This window comes from Amycolatopsis sp. NPDC059027 (assembly GCF_042739735.1).
Classification (GTDB): domain Bacteria; phylum Actinomycetota; class Actinomycetes; order Mycobacteriales; family Pseudonocardiaceae; genus Amycolatopsis.
Genome location: NZ_JBHYIK010000021.1, coordinates 35,088 through 49,120, shown reverse-complemented (window position 1 = coordinate 49,120; position 14,033 = coordinate 35,088). Strand labels below are relative to the sequence as shown.

General features: G+C 70.1%; 11 protein-coding genes. 4 read left to right on the top strand and 7 right to left on the bottom strand.

What is annotated here, in order from left to right:
* Positions 1-110 precede the first annotated feature (110 nt).
* Complete coding sequence (locus tag ACFWY9_RS16670; protein ID WP_378327453.1) at positions 111-1,211, bottom strand: S1 family peptidase; 1,101 nt, start codon at positions 1,209-1,211, stop codon at positions 111-113.
* 444 nt (positions 1,212-1,655) lie between these two features.
* Between ACFWY9_RS16670 and ACFWY9_RS16665 the strand changes: the two genes are divergently transcribed.
* On the top strand, positions 1,656-4,475 hold the full coding sequence (locus ACFWY9_RS16665) for an ATP-binding protein (protein ID WP_378327454.1): 2,820 nt from the start codon (positions 1,656-1,658) through the stop codon (positions 4,473-4,475).
* 85 nt (positions 4,476-4,560) lie between these two features.
* Positions 4,561-5,169 carry a hypothetical protein gene (locus tag ACFWY9_RS16660; protein WP_378327484.1) on the top strand — a complete coding sequence of 203 codons (609 nt, stop codon included), beginning with the start codon at positions 4,561-4,563 and terminating at the stop codon, positions 5,167-5,169.
* Here ACFWY9_RS16660 and ACFWY9_RS16655 read toward each other — a convergent pair.
* The 5 genes from ACFWY9_RS16655 to ACFWY9_RS16635 form a co-directional block, all read right to left on the bottom strand.
* Positions 5,162-6,352 carry a diguanylate cyclase gene (locus ACFWY9_RS16655; protein ID WP_378327455.1) on the bottom strand — a complete coding sequence of 397 codons (1,191 nt, stop codon included), beginning with the start codon at positions 6,350-6,352 and terminating at the stop codon, positions 5,162-5,164. The two genes, ACFWY9_RS16660 and ACFWY9_RS16655, sit on opposite strands and share 8 nt — an antisense overlap.
* A 236-nt stretch (positions 6,353-6,588) precedes the next feature.
* Complete coding sequence (locus ACFWY9_RS16650; RefSeq protein ID WP_378339197.1) at positions 6,589-7,845, bottom strand: MFS transporter; 1,257 nt, start codon at positions 7,843-7,845, stop codon at positions 6,589-6,591.
* 173 nt (positions 7,846-8,018) lie between these two features.
* Positions 8,019-9,074, bottom strand: coding sequence for an ABC transporter substrate-binding protein (locus tag ACFWY9_RS16645; protein WP_378339196.1), 1,056 nt, complete (start codon positions 9,072-9,074; stop codon positions 8,019-8,021).
* Position 9,075: 1 nt separating this feature from the next.
* Complete coding sequence (locus tag ACFWY9_RS16640) at positions 9,076-9,963, bottom strand: ABC transporter permease (protein ID WP_378327458.1); 888 nt, start codon at positions 9,961-9,963, stop codon at positions 9,076-9,078.
* On the bottom strand, positions 9,953-10,762 hold the full coding sequence (locus ACFWY9_RS16635; protein WP_378327459.1) for an ABC transporter ATP-binding protein: 810 nt from the start codon (positions 10,760-10,762) through the stop codon (positions 9,953-9,955). Before ACFWY9_RS16635 ends, ACFWY9_RS16640 begins: the two co-directional genes overlap by 11 nt.
* Positions 10,763-10,983: 221 nt before the next feature.
* Between ACFWY9_RS16635 and ACFWY9_RS16630 the strand changes: the two genes are divergently transcribed.
* Both ACFWY9_RS16630 and ACFWY9_RS16625 read left to right on the top strand, forming a co-directional pair.
* Positions 10,984-12,573 carry an ATP-binding protein gene (locus ACFWY9_RS16630; RefSeq protein WP_378339195.1) on the top strand — a complete coding sequence of 530 codons (1,590 nt, stop codon included), beginning with the start codon at positions 10,984-10,986 and terminating at the stop codon, positions 12,571-12,573.
* Positions 12,570-13,226: a response regulator gene (locus ACFWY9_RS16625; protein ID WP_378327461.1), complete on the top strand. Its 657-nt coding sequence runs from the start codon at positions 12,570-12,572 to the stop codon at positions 13,224-13,226. The genes ACFWY9_RS16630 and ACFWY9_RS16625 overlap by 4 nt, the downstream gene beginning before the upstream one ends.
* A 173-nt stretch (positions 13,227-13,399) precedes the next feature.
* Here the strand turns inward: ACFWY9_RS16625 and ACFWY9_RS16620 are convergent, their stop codons facing one another.
* On the bottom strand, positions 13,400-14,023 hold the full coding sequence (locus ACFWY9_RS16620; protein WP_378339194.1) for a hypothetical protein: 624 nt from the start codon (positions 14,021-14,023) through the stop codon (positions 13,400-13,402).
* Between the last annotated feature and the right edge of the window lie 10 nt (positions 14,024-14,033).

The following is a 14,033-nucleotide window of genomic DNA, read 5'->3' as shown; positions in this document are numbered from 1 at the left end:
TCTCCCGCCGCCCCCCCCCGGCGCGGCGGGGGTGTGGGATGGGGGGGGGGGGGGTGTTGGGGGCCCCCACCCCACCCCCCCCCCCCCCCTTCGGTGTTCCGCGGGAGGGATCAGCCGAGGACGATCGACGTGCCCGTTGCCGAGATCGCCTTGTTCACCAGGTAGAAGTAGGTCGTCGAGGAGTCGCCGCCCGAGGTGAGCCCCTGCGCCTGGTTGCCACTGATGAACGACCCACCGGAGTCACCGCCCTCGGCGTGCGCGCTGGTCTGCGTCATCCCGCGCACGGAGCCCTGCGGGTACCGCACCGTCTGGTTCTTGGCCTGGATCGTGCCGCAGGTCCAGCCGGTGGTCGAGCCCGCCTTGCACACCGAGGCGCCGACCGCGGCCTCGGTGGTCCCGGACACCCGCGTGCCGTTGTTGATCTGCCCCACCGGCGTCCAGTTGCTGTTGACGGTCGCCGAAGCGTAGTCCTCGCCGGGGAACACGTACTTCCCGAACCGGCCCATCGCGACGTGGTTGTATCCGCTCAGCGCGCCGCCGCCGGTCAGCGCGGCACAGTGCCCGGCGGTGAGGAATCCGCCGCGGACCGAGAAACCCACCGAGCATCGCGAAGAACTGCCGATGTAGTACGCGTCGCCACCGCGGACGTCGTAGAACGGCATCGGTTTCGCGGCGACCTCGGCGATCGTGACCGCTGAGCGGTCGACGCCGGATTTCGCCACATACGACTCGGCGACCTCACGTTGCCCGCGGAGCACCGAGAGCGTTACCCGGTTGGCGGCCGTGTCGACGCCCCATCCGGTCACGGCATCCGGTGCGGACCGTTCGTTCGTGTTCAAAATGTCCACAGTGGAATCCAGTTGCCGTGCACTGAACCGGACCAGCTCGGCCTCCGCGCCGCCCGCGCGTACCCGGTCGAGCAACGCCGGATCGGTCACGCCGATGTGCGCTTTGCCGGTCGCTGCGTGATAGCTGACGCCGCCCAGCCGATCTCCGAGCGCGCCGACGATCGACCGCGCGACCCGGCCGGCGGCCTCCTCGCTGCCGAGCCGGGCGAGCGCCTGGCCTTCGCTCAGCCCCAGATCGCGTTGGAGGGCGGGAACCATACCGGGGTTCAGCGGAGTGAGTTCCGCGGCGGCCGGAGTGGCCGCCAGTACGCCGGTCGCCAGTACCGCGACGGCCACACCACCGAAGGACTTCGTGATCTTCATACTTCTCCCTCGCCGACTGGCACGCGGCCGGAGTGGCCACGTGGGCCGAACGCGAGCCTTCGCGTAGCGGACGGCACGCACAATCCGGGCTCCGCGCAGATAGGTATACGCATTCCCCCGCGGACCAACCCATTGCTCCACCTGCCGCCGTCCCACTGCTCTTCACCCGGACGGCCAAGTCCTTAAGTAGGGTTTCTTACCAACACGACGCGTAGCGCCCGCCTGCCTCCAAGCGTGTCCGTCCGTGCTGCATTCGGGGAAATCGCCGACATTTCGTACGCATCGTGATTTTCCACCCGCTCGCGGTCTGCCAACCGGTGCCGAGGACGCGCAGACGTGTGAGCGCACCAACCCGCACGGCCGACGACGTCCGGTTTACGGCTACGTGAAGCACTGCTTACGCTCCCCGCACACCGGACGCAGCCGCTTGCCGAGGAGGCCGTCATGTGGCCGGCCATCCCCCGTTCGACCTCGATCTCCGTCCGTACCGGTCCGCCCGCGTTCGTCGGCAGGGAGCCCGAGCTGGACGCCGTCGTCGAGGTCCTTCGCCATCGCCCCGCCGCCGTCCTGATCGAGGGCGAACCCGGGATGGGCCGTACCCGGTTGCTGGCCGAGCTGGCGCGCCACCGGGAGTTCGCGGGCGGAAGGGTGCTCGCCGGGGCCTGCCAGCGCTTCCGCGAACCCTTCCCGTACGGCCCCGTGCTGGAAGCGCTGCGCTCCGCGGCCGACCATGCGGTCGGCCCGCTCAGCCCGGTCGCCGGAGTGCTGCGGCCGCTCCTGCCGGAGCTGGCGGAAATCCTTCCCCCGCAACCGGATTCACTTCCTTCCCCCGGCGCGGAGCGGCACCGCGTGTTCCGCGCGATTCGCGAGTTGCTGGGCGCCTGCGGTCCTGCGCTCCTGCTCGTCGACGACCTGCACTGGGCCGATGAGGACACCTGTGACCTGCTGCGGTTCCTGGCCACCGCCATGCCCGCCGAGCTCGCCCTCGTCGTCGCCTACCGGTCGCCGCTACGGGCACCGATCCGTGTCGCGCCCACCGTCCACACGGCACGCGTGTCCCTCGGCCCGCTCGACGCCCGCGCGGTTCGCCAGCTGGCCGCCGAGCTGCTCGAAAACCCCGGTGTCACCGAGGAATTCGCGACACGGCTGCGCGAATGCACCACCGGAATTCCGTTCGTCGTCGAGGAAACGCTGCGCGCGCTGCACGACACCGAGGACAGGCCGCCGACCGGCGAACTCGTGCTGGACAGCCTCGAAGTGCCCGCCGCGCTACGCGAGACGATCACCGAACGGCTGGCCGCGTTGCCCGGCGCGGCGGCTCGGCTGGTGCGCGCCGCCGCGGTGCTCGGCATCGAGGCCGAGGCCCCGTTGCTGGGCGAACTGGCCGGACTCACCGGAGAAACGCTCCGCCCGGCACTGCTCGCCGCACTGACCGGCGACCTCCTTGCCGATCTCGGCGAGGGACGTTACGGATTCCGGCACCCGCTGGCACGCAAGGCCGTCCGGGACACTGTGGACAGTCCGGAAAGGACGATCCTGCACACGGAGTCGGTACGGCTGCTCGCGACCCGGCCCGCACCGCCGCTCAGGCTGCTCGCACAGCACGCGCGGGCGGCAGGCGACGTCGGCCGGTGGCGAAGATACGCCGAGGCGGCCGCCGGCGAGGCGATCGCACACGGCGAGCCGGTGGCGGCGGTCGAGCTGCTGCGTGACGTGCTGGCCGACCCGGGCGAAAGCGCTTCCGGGCTCGCGCGGACCGCCACGAAACTGAGTGAGGTCACCCGGCGGGGCTTCCATCCCGGTGCCATCACCACCTTGGACCGGGTCCTCCGAAGACCGCTCGACACCGACGTCCGTGGCGTCGTCCGGCTGAGCCTCGGCGCGCTGCTCGCCCGAACCACCGGCGGTCTGTGCCGTGGCCGCGCCGAGCTGGAACGCGCGGTCGCCGAACTCGGTGACAGGCCGGACCTCGCCGCCCACGCCGCGCTTCTGCTCGCCCGGCCGCACGACGGGCTGACCCCGCTGTCCTGGCACGAAGAATGGCGACGGCGGGCGGAGGAACTCGCCGCCGGAACGAGCAACCCCGAACTGCTCCGCGAACTCACCGCCGCACGGATCGCCACGGCGGCCTGCCTCGGGGACCCCGCCGCGTGGCCGGAGTTCCAGCGGCTCCCGGCGACCGACGCGGATCATCTCCGAGGTGACCTCACCGACGCCATGATCTGGGCCGGACACCTCCAGCGCGCGGAACGGCTGCCCGCCGGGCAGAGCGCGGAAACGCACAGCATCCGGCTCCGGCTGGACTGGCTGCTCGGCCGCTGGTCCGGACTCACCGAAAAGGCCGGGAAACTCCTGAGTGGCAACACCGAACTCGCCCCTGTCGTGGCCGAAACCGCGCTCGTGCTCGGCAACCTGGCCGCCGTGCGCGGCGAATTCGTCACCGCGCGACAGCATCTCGCGGCGACCAAGGTGCACGAGCCCAGCCAGGGCCGGATCCCGCTCGTGCTGGCCGCGGCCGCCACACTGGTCGCCGTCCTGCTCGCCACGGACGACGTCGACGCCGCGTGCCGCACCGCCGACGACGCGATGGACTCGGCCCGCCACAAGGGAATCTGGGTCTGGGCCGCGGCGTTGGTGCCCACGGCCGCGGAGGCCTACACCCGGGCCGGCCGGTGGCCGGACGCGGACACCGTGGTCGAGGAGTTCGCCCGCGGTGTCGGCACCCTGGACGCGCCGATCGCGACCGCCGCACTGGCTGCGGGTCGCGCGACCCTGCTCAGCGCTCGCGGCAAGTATCCCGCTGCCGCGGTGTTGTTCGACGAGGCCGCGGCGGCGTACGAGCGGCTGCCGATGCCCTACCTCGCCACCGGGGCCCGCGAACGCGCCGCGCTGAACCGGCTGAAGGCGGGCCACCGCGACACCGTCGCCGATCTGGCCGCCACCGCGACGACGTACGAATGTCTCGGCGCGACCCGTGACGCCGGGCGTTGCCGGCACGTCCTCCGCGAACACGGCGCGTGGGCGCCGTCGCAACGCGGACGGCGTGGCTACGGCCGCGAGCTGTCACCACGCGAGCGCGAAGTCGCCGGAATGCTGGCGGAAGGCCGGACGAACCGGGAAATCGCGGACGGTTTGTTCCTTTCGCCACGCACCGTGGAACAGCATGTCGCGAAGGTGCTCCGCAAGCTCGGCGCCCGGTCACGCACCGACGTGGCCCGCCGGCTGACGGCCACTGGCGGCGCCGCGGCGGACGCCCTACCGTGACGCGGTGAACTCAGCAGCCGCAGCGGAGCCGGAGGAGATCCCGGCCTGGCGACGCGCCACGACCGGCGAATCCCGCTGGCCCGCGATGATCGTCGTGGTCGCGACACTCGCCTTGCAGCTGGCGTTGCCTGGCGAAATGGTGCTGCGGCCGTGGTGGCTGCTGCCCGCGGTGTCCGCGCTGCTGGTGGTCGCACTGCTGCTGATCAACCCGCGCCGGGTGGACGACTTCAGCCGCCTCGAACGCGGCCTCTCCCTGGCCATGGTCGCGCTGGTGTCCGTCGCCAACGGCGCTTCGGCCGTCCGGCTGGTGATCGGGATCGGCACCGGGACCGTTGGCGGTCATCCGGCGCAGGTGCTGATCACCGGTGGCATCGTGTACTGGACCAATATCGTGGTGTTCTCCTTGTGGTACTGGGAATTCGACCGCGGCGGGCCGGGCCGGCGCGCGCTCGGCACCGCGCAGCACGCCGACCTGCTGTTCCCGCAGATGGACCTGCCGAGCCGCGCGGCCAGGAGCTGGGAGCCGCGCTATCTCGACTACCTCTACATGTCGTTCACGAACGCCGCCGCCTTCAGCCCCACCGACGTCATGCCGCTGCGGATCTGGGCGAAGATGACGATGATGCTGCAGGCGGCGATCTCGCTCATGCTGGCGCTGATGGTGGTCGCCTGGGCCGTCGGCGGCCTCAAGTAGCCGCCGCCACGGCCATGCTCACCACCTGGTTGCGGCCGGTGTTCTTCGCTTGGTACAGCGCGGAATCCGCGACATGCAGCAGCCGCTCGACGGCGTGCCCCGCCGCCGGGTACATGGCCACCCCGATCGACGCCGACAGCCCGCGGATCTCCTGCGACGGCTCCGTGCCCGGCACGTCGACCACGAGTTCCTGTACCGCGTGGCGAATCCGTTCCGCCACGGTGAGCACATCCGGTTCCGGCGCCCCCGGCAGCAGCACGACGAACTCCTCGCCGCCGAACCGGCCGACCGAGTCGTAGTCGCGGACCTGCTCGGAGATCGTGGTCGCGACCGCCTTCAGCACCATGTCCCCGGCGAGATGACCGTAGGTGTCGTTGACCCGCTTGAAGTGGTCGAGGTCGAGCATCAGCACGCCGAACGTGCCCTTCGCGCCCGCCGCCTCGGCGAACTCCCGCTGCGTCAGCTCGTGCCACGCCCGCGCGTTGAGCACCCCGGTCTTGGTGTCGGTGCTCGCCGCGACCTCCAGCTGCCGCACCAGGACGCTGCGATGCAGCACCAGCACGGGCAGCAGCACGAACGGCACCAGGAACGGCTCGTACAGCAGCCCCAGCGCCGTCATCCCGCCGAGCACCAGCGTGGCGAACTCCAGCAGGTTGTCCTCGACACCCCCGAACAACGACCGCGGCGAGCGGCCATCGGTGTGCAGATACACCGAGATCGCGATGATCCCGGCGTTGGTCACGGTGTACACCAGCGCCGCACCGACGACGAGCACCGATCCGCCCAGCCCGGTCTCGAGCCGGTCGCCGACGAGCTCTCCCGCCGCCAGCGCCGAGAGCACCACCGCGGCCGCGCAGTAGACCACCCGGTACGTCGGCCGGTTCGGCATGTCGCGCCACAACCGCAACCACAGGTGCCCGTAGACGAGCACCGCCAGCAGCGCGGCGAGCCCCGCGGGCAGCACCAGCGCGCCGCCGAACGTCCACACCGAGGTCATGTTGATGTGCGGGGCGTCGGCGATCGTGCGCCGGATGCGCTCGACGTTCCTCGACAGCTCCGCCTGCACCACCGCCAGCGCCAGCAGTGCCGCGAAGTAACCGAAATCCGAGATCCGATAGTCCGAACGGGTCAGTGCCCACGCCGTCAGCGCGAGCGCTATCCCTTCCACCCCAAGAAAAGTCATCCAGACCGCTCGTGGTCCGGACCGGTTTGACCAGCGCGTGGAACGAGCTACCATCCCTGCGCTGGGTACTCCGGCTGGTTCTGAATCCCCCAGATTCATATGACCGGCCCCCTTCCGCTCACGACTCAGGGTATCCCCGGTCGCACGGTGAGTGGCCCGGCGGCAAGAGCGAACACTCGAATGGAGCAGTGGAGGGGAGACACCATGTACAGCCGGGAGGACTGAGCCAGCGACCATCAGCCCGCCCGTTCGGGCGGGAACCAGACGTCGGGCCGCGCCGTGGTGACGCGTTGCCACGCGACCGCGAGCGGCACGGCCAGCAGGACACCGGCCGCGCCCGCCAGCCCCAGGGTGAGAGCGGGCGCGGTCAGCTGGGCGACCAGCCCGGCCAGCATGATCCCGACCCCCTGCACCGTCACCAGGCTCGTCGACATCAGGCCCATGACCTGCGCACGTACCCGGTCCGGCACCGTACGGGCGGTCAGCGCGACGGCCTGCATGTGGTACGGCGCCGAACAGGCCCCGCTCAGCGCGACGAGCGCGAGACTCACCGGCAGCGGCGGACGCAGCACGAGGAACACCAGCGGCACCAGCGAAGCGACGGCCAGCAACCCGATCGACGACGTCTTGCGTGGCGCGGGCACCCAGCGCGTGAAGACCCACGCGCCCACCACCGAACCGACCGGATCACTCGCCAGCAACAGCCCGACCGCGAACGAACCCACCCCGAGCTCGGCGGTGAACGGCGCCGCCACCCCCTCCGGCGCGACCGCGAGCCCCGCCAGCATCTTGAGCGCGAAAAGCACGCGAATTCCCTGATCGCGCATGAGAATCCGGGCCCCGTCCGGGCTGAAAGCACGGCGCAGCCGGGTTTTCGCCGATGATTCGGCGGTGTCCGCCGCGGGCCGGTGCCGGACCCCGGACCACACCAGCGCCGCGGAAGCCACGAAGGTGACGGCGTCGGCGAACAGGCCCCAGTACGGGTTGATGATCCCCACGACCAGCCCACCACCGGCGAATCCGGCCAGCTGCGCGGTCTGGATCGTGATGTTCCGGACGGCCAGCCCGGCGACGTACCGCTCGCCCTCCAGCACGTCCGGCAGCAGCGCGAGCTGTGCGGCGCGGAACGGGCCGCCCGCGATGGTCAGCGCGACCAGCAGTGCGCACAGCACCGGCAGCGGAGTGCCCGGGATCGCCATCACCGCGGCGATCACCGCACGCAGGAGGTCGCAGGCGATCATCACCGCGCGGCGCGGGAACCGGTCGGCGAGCCCCGCCAGCAACGTGCCGCCGAGCAGTGTCGGCAGATACGTCAGGCCGTAGGTGAGCCCGGTGAGCCCCGCCGACGACGTCCTTTCCCAGACCAGCAGCGACAGCGCGACCCTGGCCAGCTGGTCCCCTGCCTGCGAAAACGCCTCGGCCGCCCACAGCGCGCGGAACTCCCCCACCGCGAGCGCCTGGCGAAACTCGATCCCCGTCCCCCGTTGCCCCATGTCGCTCCACGGTAGCCATCCGGCTCCGTTCTGTCAGCGGCCGGACGGACCCGTTCGGTGAACGCGGGGCTGCCCGAAAAGCCCGTGGAGGACCCCTTCCCGGCGGGGGGGGACTCGGAAGGGATCCTCCACGGAACCGCGCTCATCCGCCGCCCGGACGGATGAGCAGGTCCTTACCGCGCGACCTGGGCGTGTGCCGTGTCGACGAACCGGGTCGTGTAGGTCTGCGACAGGTCGATCCGGTCCTTGTGCGGCTTCACGTTGCTGGACGATTCGCCGAGCACCTTGAGCACGTTCTTCGCGCCGTCGGGGTCCATCCGGCCGTCCTTGGTGAACATGCCGATGCTGTCCTTGAGCGACTTCACGTAGAGCGGTTTGTCCCCGCCCGCGAACGACTTCGGCATGATGTCGGCGATCTGTTCCGGGGTGTGCGAGGAAATCCACGAAAGCGTTTCGACGAACGCGTTGGCCAATTTCTGCACGATATCCGGATAGCGCTTCACGATCTCGCAACTCATGTACAGCGAACTCGCCGGATACAGGCCACCGAGCGCCGCGCGGGTGCCTTCCTCGTTGCGCATGTCGTAGAGCACCTTGGCCTGCCCGGTGTTCGTCAGCTGCGCGATGGTCGGGTCGGTCGTCATCCCGGCGTCGATGGATCCCTGTTGCAGTGCCGAAATGAACGTCTGCCCGGCCCCGACCTTCACCGGCGTGTACTGCTTGGAGCTCACTCCGCCACGCGCTGCCAGCGCCTTGGTCAGGAAGTCCGTCGACGAACCGAGCGACGTGACGCCGAGGTTCCGGCCCTTGAAGTCCGCACCGCTCCGGATCTGCCCCGCCTTGTTGGTGGCGACCATTTCCGCCTCACCCGGCACATTCGCGAACTGCACCACGCTCGTGATGCACTGTTCCTTCGCCTGCAGATCGATGGTGTGGTCGTAGAACCCGATCACCGCCTGCACCTCGCCCGCCAGCAACGACGTCTCGGCGTTCGCCCCGGACGGCTGATCGAACAGCTCGACGTCGAGCCCCTGCTTCTGGTACGCGCCGATCTGCTGGGCCAGCTGCCCCGGCAGGTAGATCACCTTCGACAGGCCGCCGACCATGAGCTTGACGTGCGGCTTGCCCGAGTTCCCGAGATCGATGACCCGCGAGTCACGGCAGGCGGTGAGCCCGGTCATCGCGACGGCGGCCGCGACCACGATTCCGACTGTCCTTTTGAGACGCATGTCAGATGTCCCCGCGGCCGTGGTCCGTCGACATCGCCGGGCGCCAGCGCAGCAGGCGGCCTTCGAGGGTGCTGATGCCCCATTCGGCCAGCAACGCGACCACGGTGATGATCAGCATGCCCGCGTAGACACCCGCGGTGTCGAACGTTCCCTGCGCGTTGGCGATCAGGAATCCCATCCCCGCCTTGGCACCGGTGTACTCACCGACGACCGCGCCGATCAGCGCGAAACCGAACGCGACGTGCAGCGAGGACAGGATCCACGACGTCGCGCTGGGCAGCACGATCGACTTGAGCACCTGGCCACGGGTGGCGCCGAGGATGCGCGCGTTGTCGATCAGGTTGCGGTCGACCTCGCGGGCACCGGTGAAGGCGTTGAAGAACACCGCGAAGAACACGAGCACGAACACCGTCGCGACCTTTGAGGACAGTCCGAGACCGAACCAGATCACGAACAACGCGGCGAGCACGATCCGTGGCAAAGCGTTGGCGGCCTTGATGAACGGCGCGAGCACCTCGGCGAGATAGGCGCTCCGGCCGAGGATCACGCCGACCACGACGCCCGCGATGGCGCCGAGCACGAAGCCGATCACCGCCTCTTCGACGGTCACCAGGATCTGGTACCAGATGGACCCGAAATCGGTGCCCTTGCCGATCCACTCGACCAGCCGGTGCCAGATCAGCGACGGCTTCGAGTAGAAGAACGGGTCGATCCAGTACGTCGCGGCCAGTTCCCACGCGCCGAGCAGCACCACGACGATCGCCGCGCGCAGCGCCCAGATGTTGCGCTTGCGCCGGATACCGGCCTTTTTGGCCCGTGCGAGGATGTCCTGCTCGGTTTCCAGGACCGGCAAGGGGGCGGACGTGGCCGCCGGGGTCTCAAGCGACACGGTTCGCTCCCTTCTCGCGGGCCTTGTCGACCTCGCCGCGAAGCGACTCCCAGATATTCGAGTACAGCACACGGAACTCCTCCGTGATCCGTAGTTCCTCGACCTTGCGCGGCCGTTCCAGCGGAATGTCGAAGGTGTCCTTCACGGTGGCGGGACTCGCGGTCATCACGACCACCTTGTCCGCCAACGCGATTGCTTCGTCGAGGTCGTGCGTCACGAAGATCACCGCGGCGCCGCTCCCGGACCAGAGGCGCAGCAGCTCGTCCTGCATGAGCGCCCTGGTCTGCACGTCGAGCGCGGAGAACGGCTCGTCCATCAGCAGGATCTTGGGCTGGGTGACCAGTGTCTGCGCCAGCGCGACCCGCTTGCGCATCCCGCCGGAAAGCTGGTGCGGGTAGTACTTCTCGAACCCGGCGAGCCCGACCCTGGCGATCCAGTCCGTCGCCAGCGCGCGAGCGTCCGCTTTGGACACTCCACGGAACCGCGGCCCGGACGCGACGTTGTCCAGCACCGACCGCCACGGCATCACCGCGTCGGTCTGGAACATGTAGCCGACACCGTCCGGAATGGACCTGACGTCCTGGCCGTTGACGCGCACCCGTCCCGCCGACGGCGGCTGGAGGCCGGAGACGAGCGACAACGTGGTCGACTTGCCACAGCCGGTCGGGCCGACGACGGCTACGAACTCGCCCGGCTGGACGGTCATGGTGAGGTCACGGACGGCGGTGTGGACCGAACCGGATCCGCTCGGGAACCTTTTGGTGGCTCCGGTGAGTTCGATGAGTGGTGGGGACGTCATCGGGGGTGACTCCTTCGTCACGGTGGTGCTGGCGGCGACCGGCTGTTGCTGGGGTCACAGTGCTGCCGGTCACGGGGACGTTAAGTCGACTCGCCGGCGAGGTGAAGCTTGTCGACGTTCTGCGTGCGCTTCGTGCGTTCTCCGCGTTTTGCTCATTTTGCTCATGGCGCTGACCTGGGCGTATCGTCCCAGCCATGCCAACGCGGGCCAGATTTCCGAGGATGCGGTTCAGCCGCCAGATCCTGCTGCTGCAGATCGGCGTCGTCGTGTTGGTCGTCGGCCTCGGCGTCGCACTGGTGGGCGTGATGCTGCGGGGCACGCTCACCGAGCAGTACGGCCAGCGCGCGCTCGCCATCGCCCGCTCGTTCGCCACCGACCCCCAGGTCGTCGCGGCCGCCGCAGCGCGGAAGCCCAACGACAACCTCGAACAATGGGTCCGGAGCTACACCGATCCCGCGGTCAAGGACAACCCGTTGTTCGTGGTGGTCACCGACGACAAGGGCATCCGGATCGCGCATCCGACACCGAGTGAAGTAGGCAAACGGGTCCTCACTTCGCCGGACGAAGCCTTGGCGGGCAACAACGTCATCAGCGCGGTACAGGCCGGAACACTCGGGCTTTCGGTGCGAAGCAAAACGCCTATCCGGCAAGGAGATCGCGTCGTCGGCGAGGTCAGTGTCGGCTTCGAGATCGCCGACCTGACCGGCGACTTCGACAAGCTGCTCCTGAGCATCCTGGGCTTCGCCGGTGGCGCGCTGCTGCTCGGTGCCGGGGCGTCCGCGCTGCTCAACCGGCGGCTGCGGCGCCTGACCCACGGCCTGGAACCGCACGAACTCACCGAACTGCTCTACGAGCGCGAGGCCGTGCTGCACGGGATCGGCGAGGGCATGGTCGCCGTCGACGCGGACAACAAGGTCACCGTGCGCAACGACGAGGCCGAACGCCTGCTGGGCACCGAACTCCCGGTCGGCGCGCGACTGTCCGAACTGGAGCTTTCCCCGCGCGTGCACAAGGCCGTCCACGAAGGACGCCCGGTGGACAATCTCCTCGCCGTGGCGGGCAATCGCGTGCTGGTGATCAACTCGCGGGCGGTGCGCCGCGACGACCGCGACATCGGCACCGTGCTGACCTTCCGCGACCGCACCGACCTCGACACCCTGACCCGCGAACTCGACGGCATCCGCGCGCTGTCCGACGGCCTGCGCGCGCAACGTCACGAGTACGCCAACCGGCTGCACACGCTGTCCGGTCTGTTGCAGCTCGGGCACCACGCCGAGGCCGTCGACTACCTCCAGACGCTGACCGAGACGACGTCGGCGCGGCCGAGCGACGTGAGCGACACCGTCGCCGATCCGTACCTGCAAGCGCTGCTGCTGGCGAAAACCGAGCAGGCGCAGGAAAAGGGCATGACACTCACGCTGTCCGACGACTCGTGGGTGCCGGGCACGGTGACCGATCCGATCGCCGCGAACACCGTCATCGGCAACCTCGTCGACAACGCATTGCACGCCGCGCGAATGGGCCCGCGACGTCCGGCCACTGTCGAGGTCGGCCTGCTGGCCGAGGGAACCACGCTGCACGTGTCCGTTGTGGACAGTGGCGCCGGAGTACCCGGCGAGTTGCGCGACACGGTGTTCGACGAGGGCGTCAGCACCAAAATCGCGCCGGGGCACGGGCTGGGCCTGGCGCTGACCCGGCAGGCGGCGCGCGCCCGCGGCGGGGACGTCTGGCTGGCCGGCGCCGGGAACGCCGAGGGCGGCGCGCTGTTCGTCGCGAAACTGCCGAACATCCTGCGGGAGGGACACGCATGATCCGCACGCTCATCGTCGACGACGATTTCCGGGTCGCCGGGGTGCACGCGGGTTTCGTCGAGGAGGTGGCGGGGTTCGCCGTGGTCGGCACCGCGCACACCGCGGCGGAGGCCCGCGCCCGCGTGCGCGAGCTGTCCCCCGACCTCGTCCTGCTCGACGTCTACCTGCCGGACGAATCGGGCCTGTCCGTGCTGCCGGAGCTTCAGGCCGACACGATCGTGCTGTCCGCGGCGACGGACGCGGCCTCGATCCGCACGGCGATCCGGGCCGGCGCGCTGAACTACCTGATCAAGCCGTTCACCACGCGCCAGCTCGCGGACAGGCTGACCAGCTACGCGCGCTACCGCGGCCTGCTCGCCGAGGACCGCGCGCTCGGCCAGGACGACGTCGACCGCGCGTTCCGCGTCCTGCACGAACAGGACCGGACGGCCGCGCCGAAAGGCCAGTCGACGGCGACGTCACGACTGGTGTCCGAGCTGCTGCGGAAGGCGGACGGCCCGCTGTCCGCCGCGGAGGTGGCCGGAGAGCTGGGCATGGCGCGAGCGACCGCGCAGCGCTACCTCACCGCGCTGGCGGAATCCGGTGCGGTCCGGATGCGGCTGCGGTACGGCGCGACCGGCCGCCCGGAACACGAGTATCACTGGACGGAGTGAGCTACCGAGGGACGCCTTCGGTGCGCTCGACGCACCGAGGGACGCCCTCGTCGCAGCCAACGCACCCAGGGCGTCCCTCGGCACCGGCCCGCACCGGACGTCTCCATGACGCGGGTGGGACAGTGGGCGACACCGGTGCGGCCCGGCCGCTACGGACAGGACCTCGGGGAAACTCAGCGCTGGCCGAACATCATCTTGTCCATGCCGTCCATGAACGGCTTCACGAAATCCTGGACCGGGTTGGCCTTCGGCTTGGGACTGCTCGTCGAGGGCGGCACCTCGGCGCGCGGCTCCTCGGACCGGATCGGCGCGGGACGCGGCTGCAGCTTCGCGACCGGGACCTGCCGGGGCGCCGGTGCCGGGACCGGGACGTAGACGGTGACCGGCGGCGCGTGCTCGACGCGCGGCTCCGGCTGGACGACAGGCGCGGCGGGCGGCGCCGGTGCCGGCGCGGGCTGAGTGGCGACAGCGGGACGCGAGTCGAGCGACGCGGCGTCCTCCGACGAGGACAGCCCGCCGAGCATCCCGCCGCCGAGCCAGCCGATGGCGAGCAGGGTGAAGGCGGCGGCCCCGCCCAGCCACAACCGCGAGCGGCGGCGCCGGATCACCACCGACTTCGGGCGCAGATCCTGATCGCACACCGGCTGGCGCGTGTAGATCGGTGCGGGCTCCGGTTCGTTCTCGGGGCTGCGCCTGCGCTTGGGCAGGCTCGCCGCGAGGATCCCGGTCCGGTCGATCAGTTCCGCGGCGTCGGCGGGCGCGGGGCGGGCCGCACTGCGCTGCGCGGTACGCGACATCGGGGGACCT

Coding starts and splice junctions, on each gene's coding strand:
- ACFWY9_RS16670 (WP_378327453.1), bottom strand. CDS start 1,211: ATGAAGATCACGAAGTCCTTCGGTGGTGTGGCCGTCGCGGTACTGGCG.
- ACFWY9_RS16665 (WP_378327454.1), top strand. CDS start 1,656: ATGTGGCCGGCCATCCCCCGTTCGACCTCGATCTCCGTCCGTACCGGT.
- ACFWY9_RS16660 (WP_378327484.1), top strand. CDS start 4,561: ATGATCGTCGTGGTCGCGACACTCGCCTTGCAGCTGGCGTTGCCTGGC.
- ACFWY9_RS16655 (WP_378327455.1), bottom strand. CDS start 6,352: ATGACTTTTCTTGGGGTGGAAGGGATAGCGCTCGCGCTGACGGCGTGG.
- ACFWY9_RS16650 (WP_378339197.1), bottom strand. CDS start 7,845: ATGGGGCAACGGGGGACGGGGATCGAGTTTCGCCAGGCGCTCGCGGTG.
- ACFWY9_RS16645 (WP_378339196.1), bottom strand. CDS start 9,074: ATGCGTCTCAAAAGGACAGTCGGAATCGTGGTCGCGGCCGCCGTCGCG.
- ACFWY9_RS16635 (WP_378327459.1), bottom strand. CDS start 10,762: ATGACGTCCCCACCACTCATCGAACTCACCGGAGCCACCAAAAGGTTC.
- ACFWY9_RS16630 (WP_378339195.1), top strand. CDS start 10,984: ATGCGGTTCAGCCGCCAGATCCTGCTGCTGCAGATCGGCGTCGTCGTG.
- ACFWY9_RS16625 (WP_378327461.1), top strand. CDS start 12,570: ATGATCCGCACGCTCATCGTCGACGACGATTTCCGGGTCGCCGGGGTG.
- ACFWY9_RS16620 (WP_378339194.1), bottom strand. CDS start 14,023: ATGTCGCGTACCGCGCAGCGCAGTGCGGCCCGCCCCGCGCCCGCCGAC.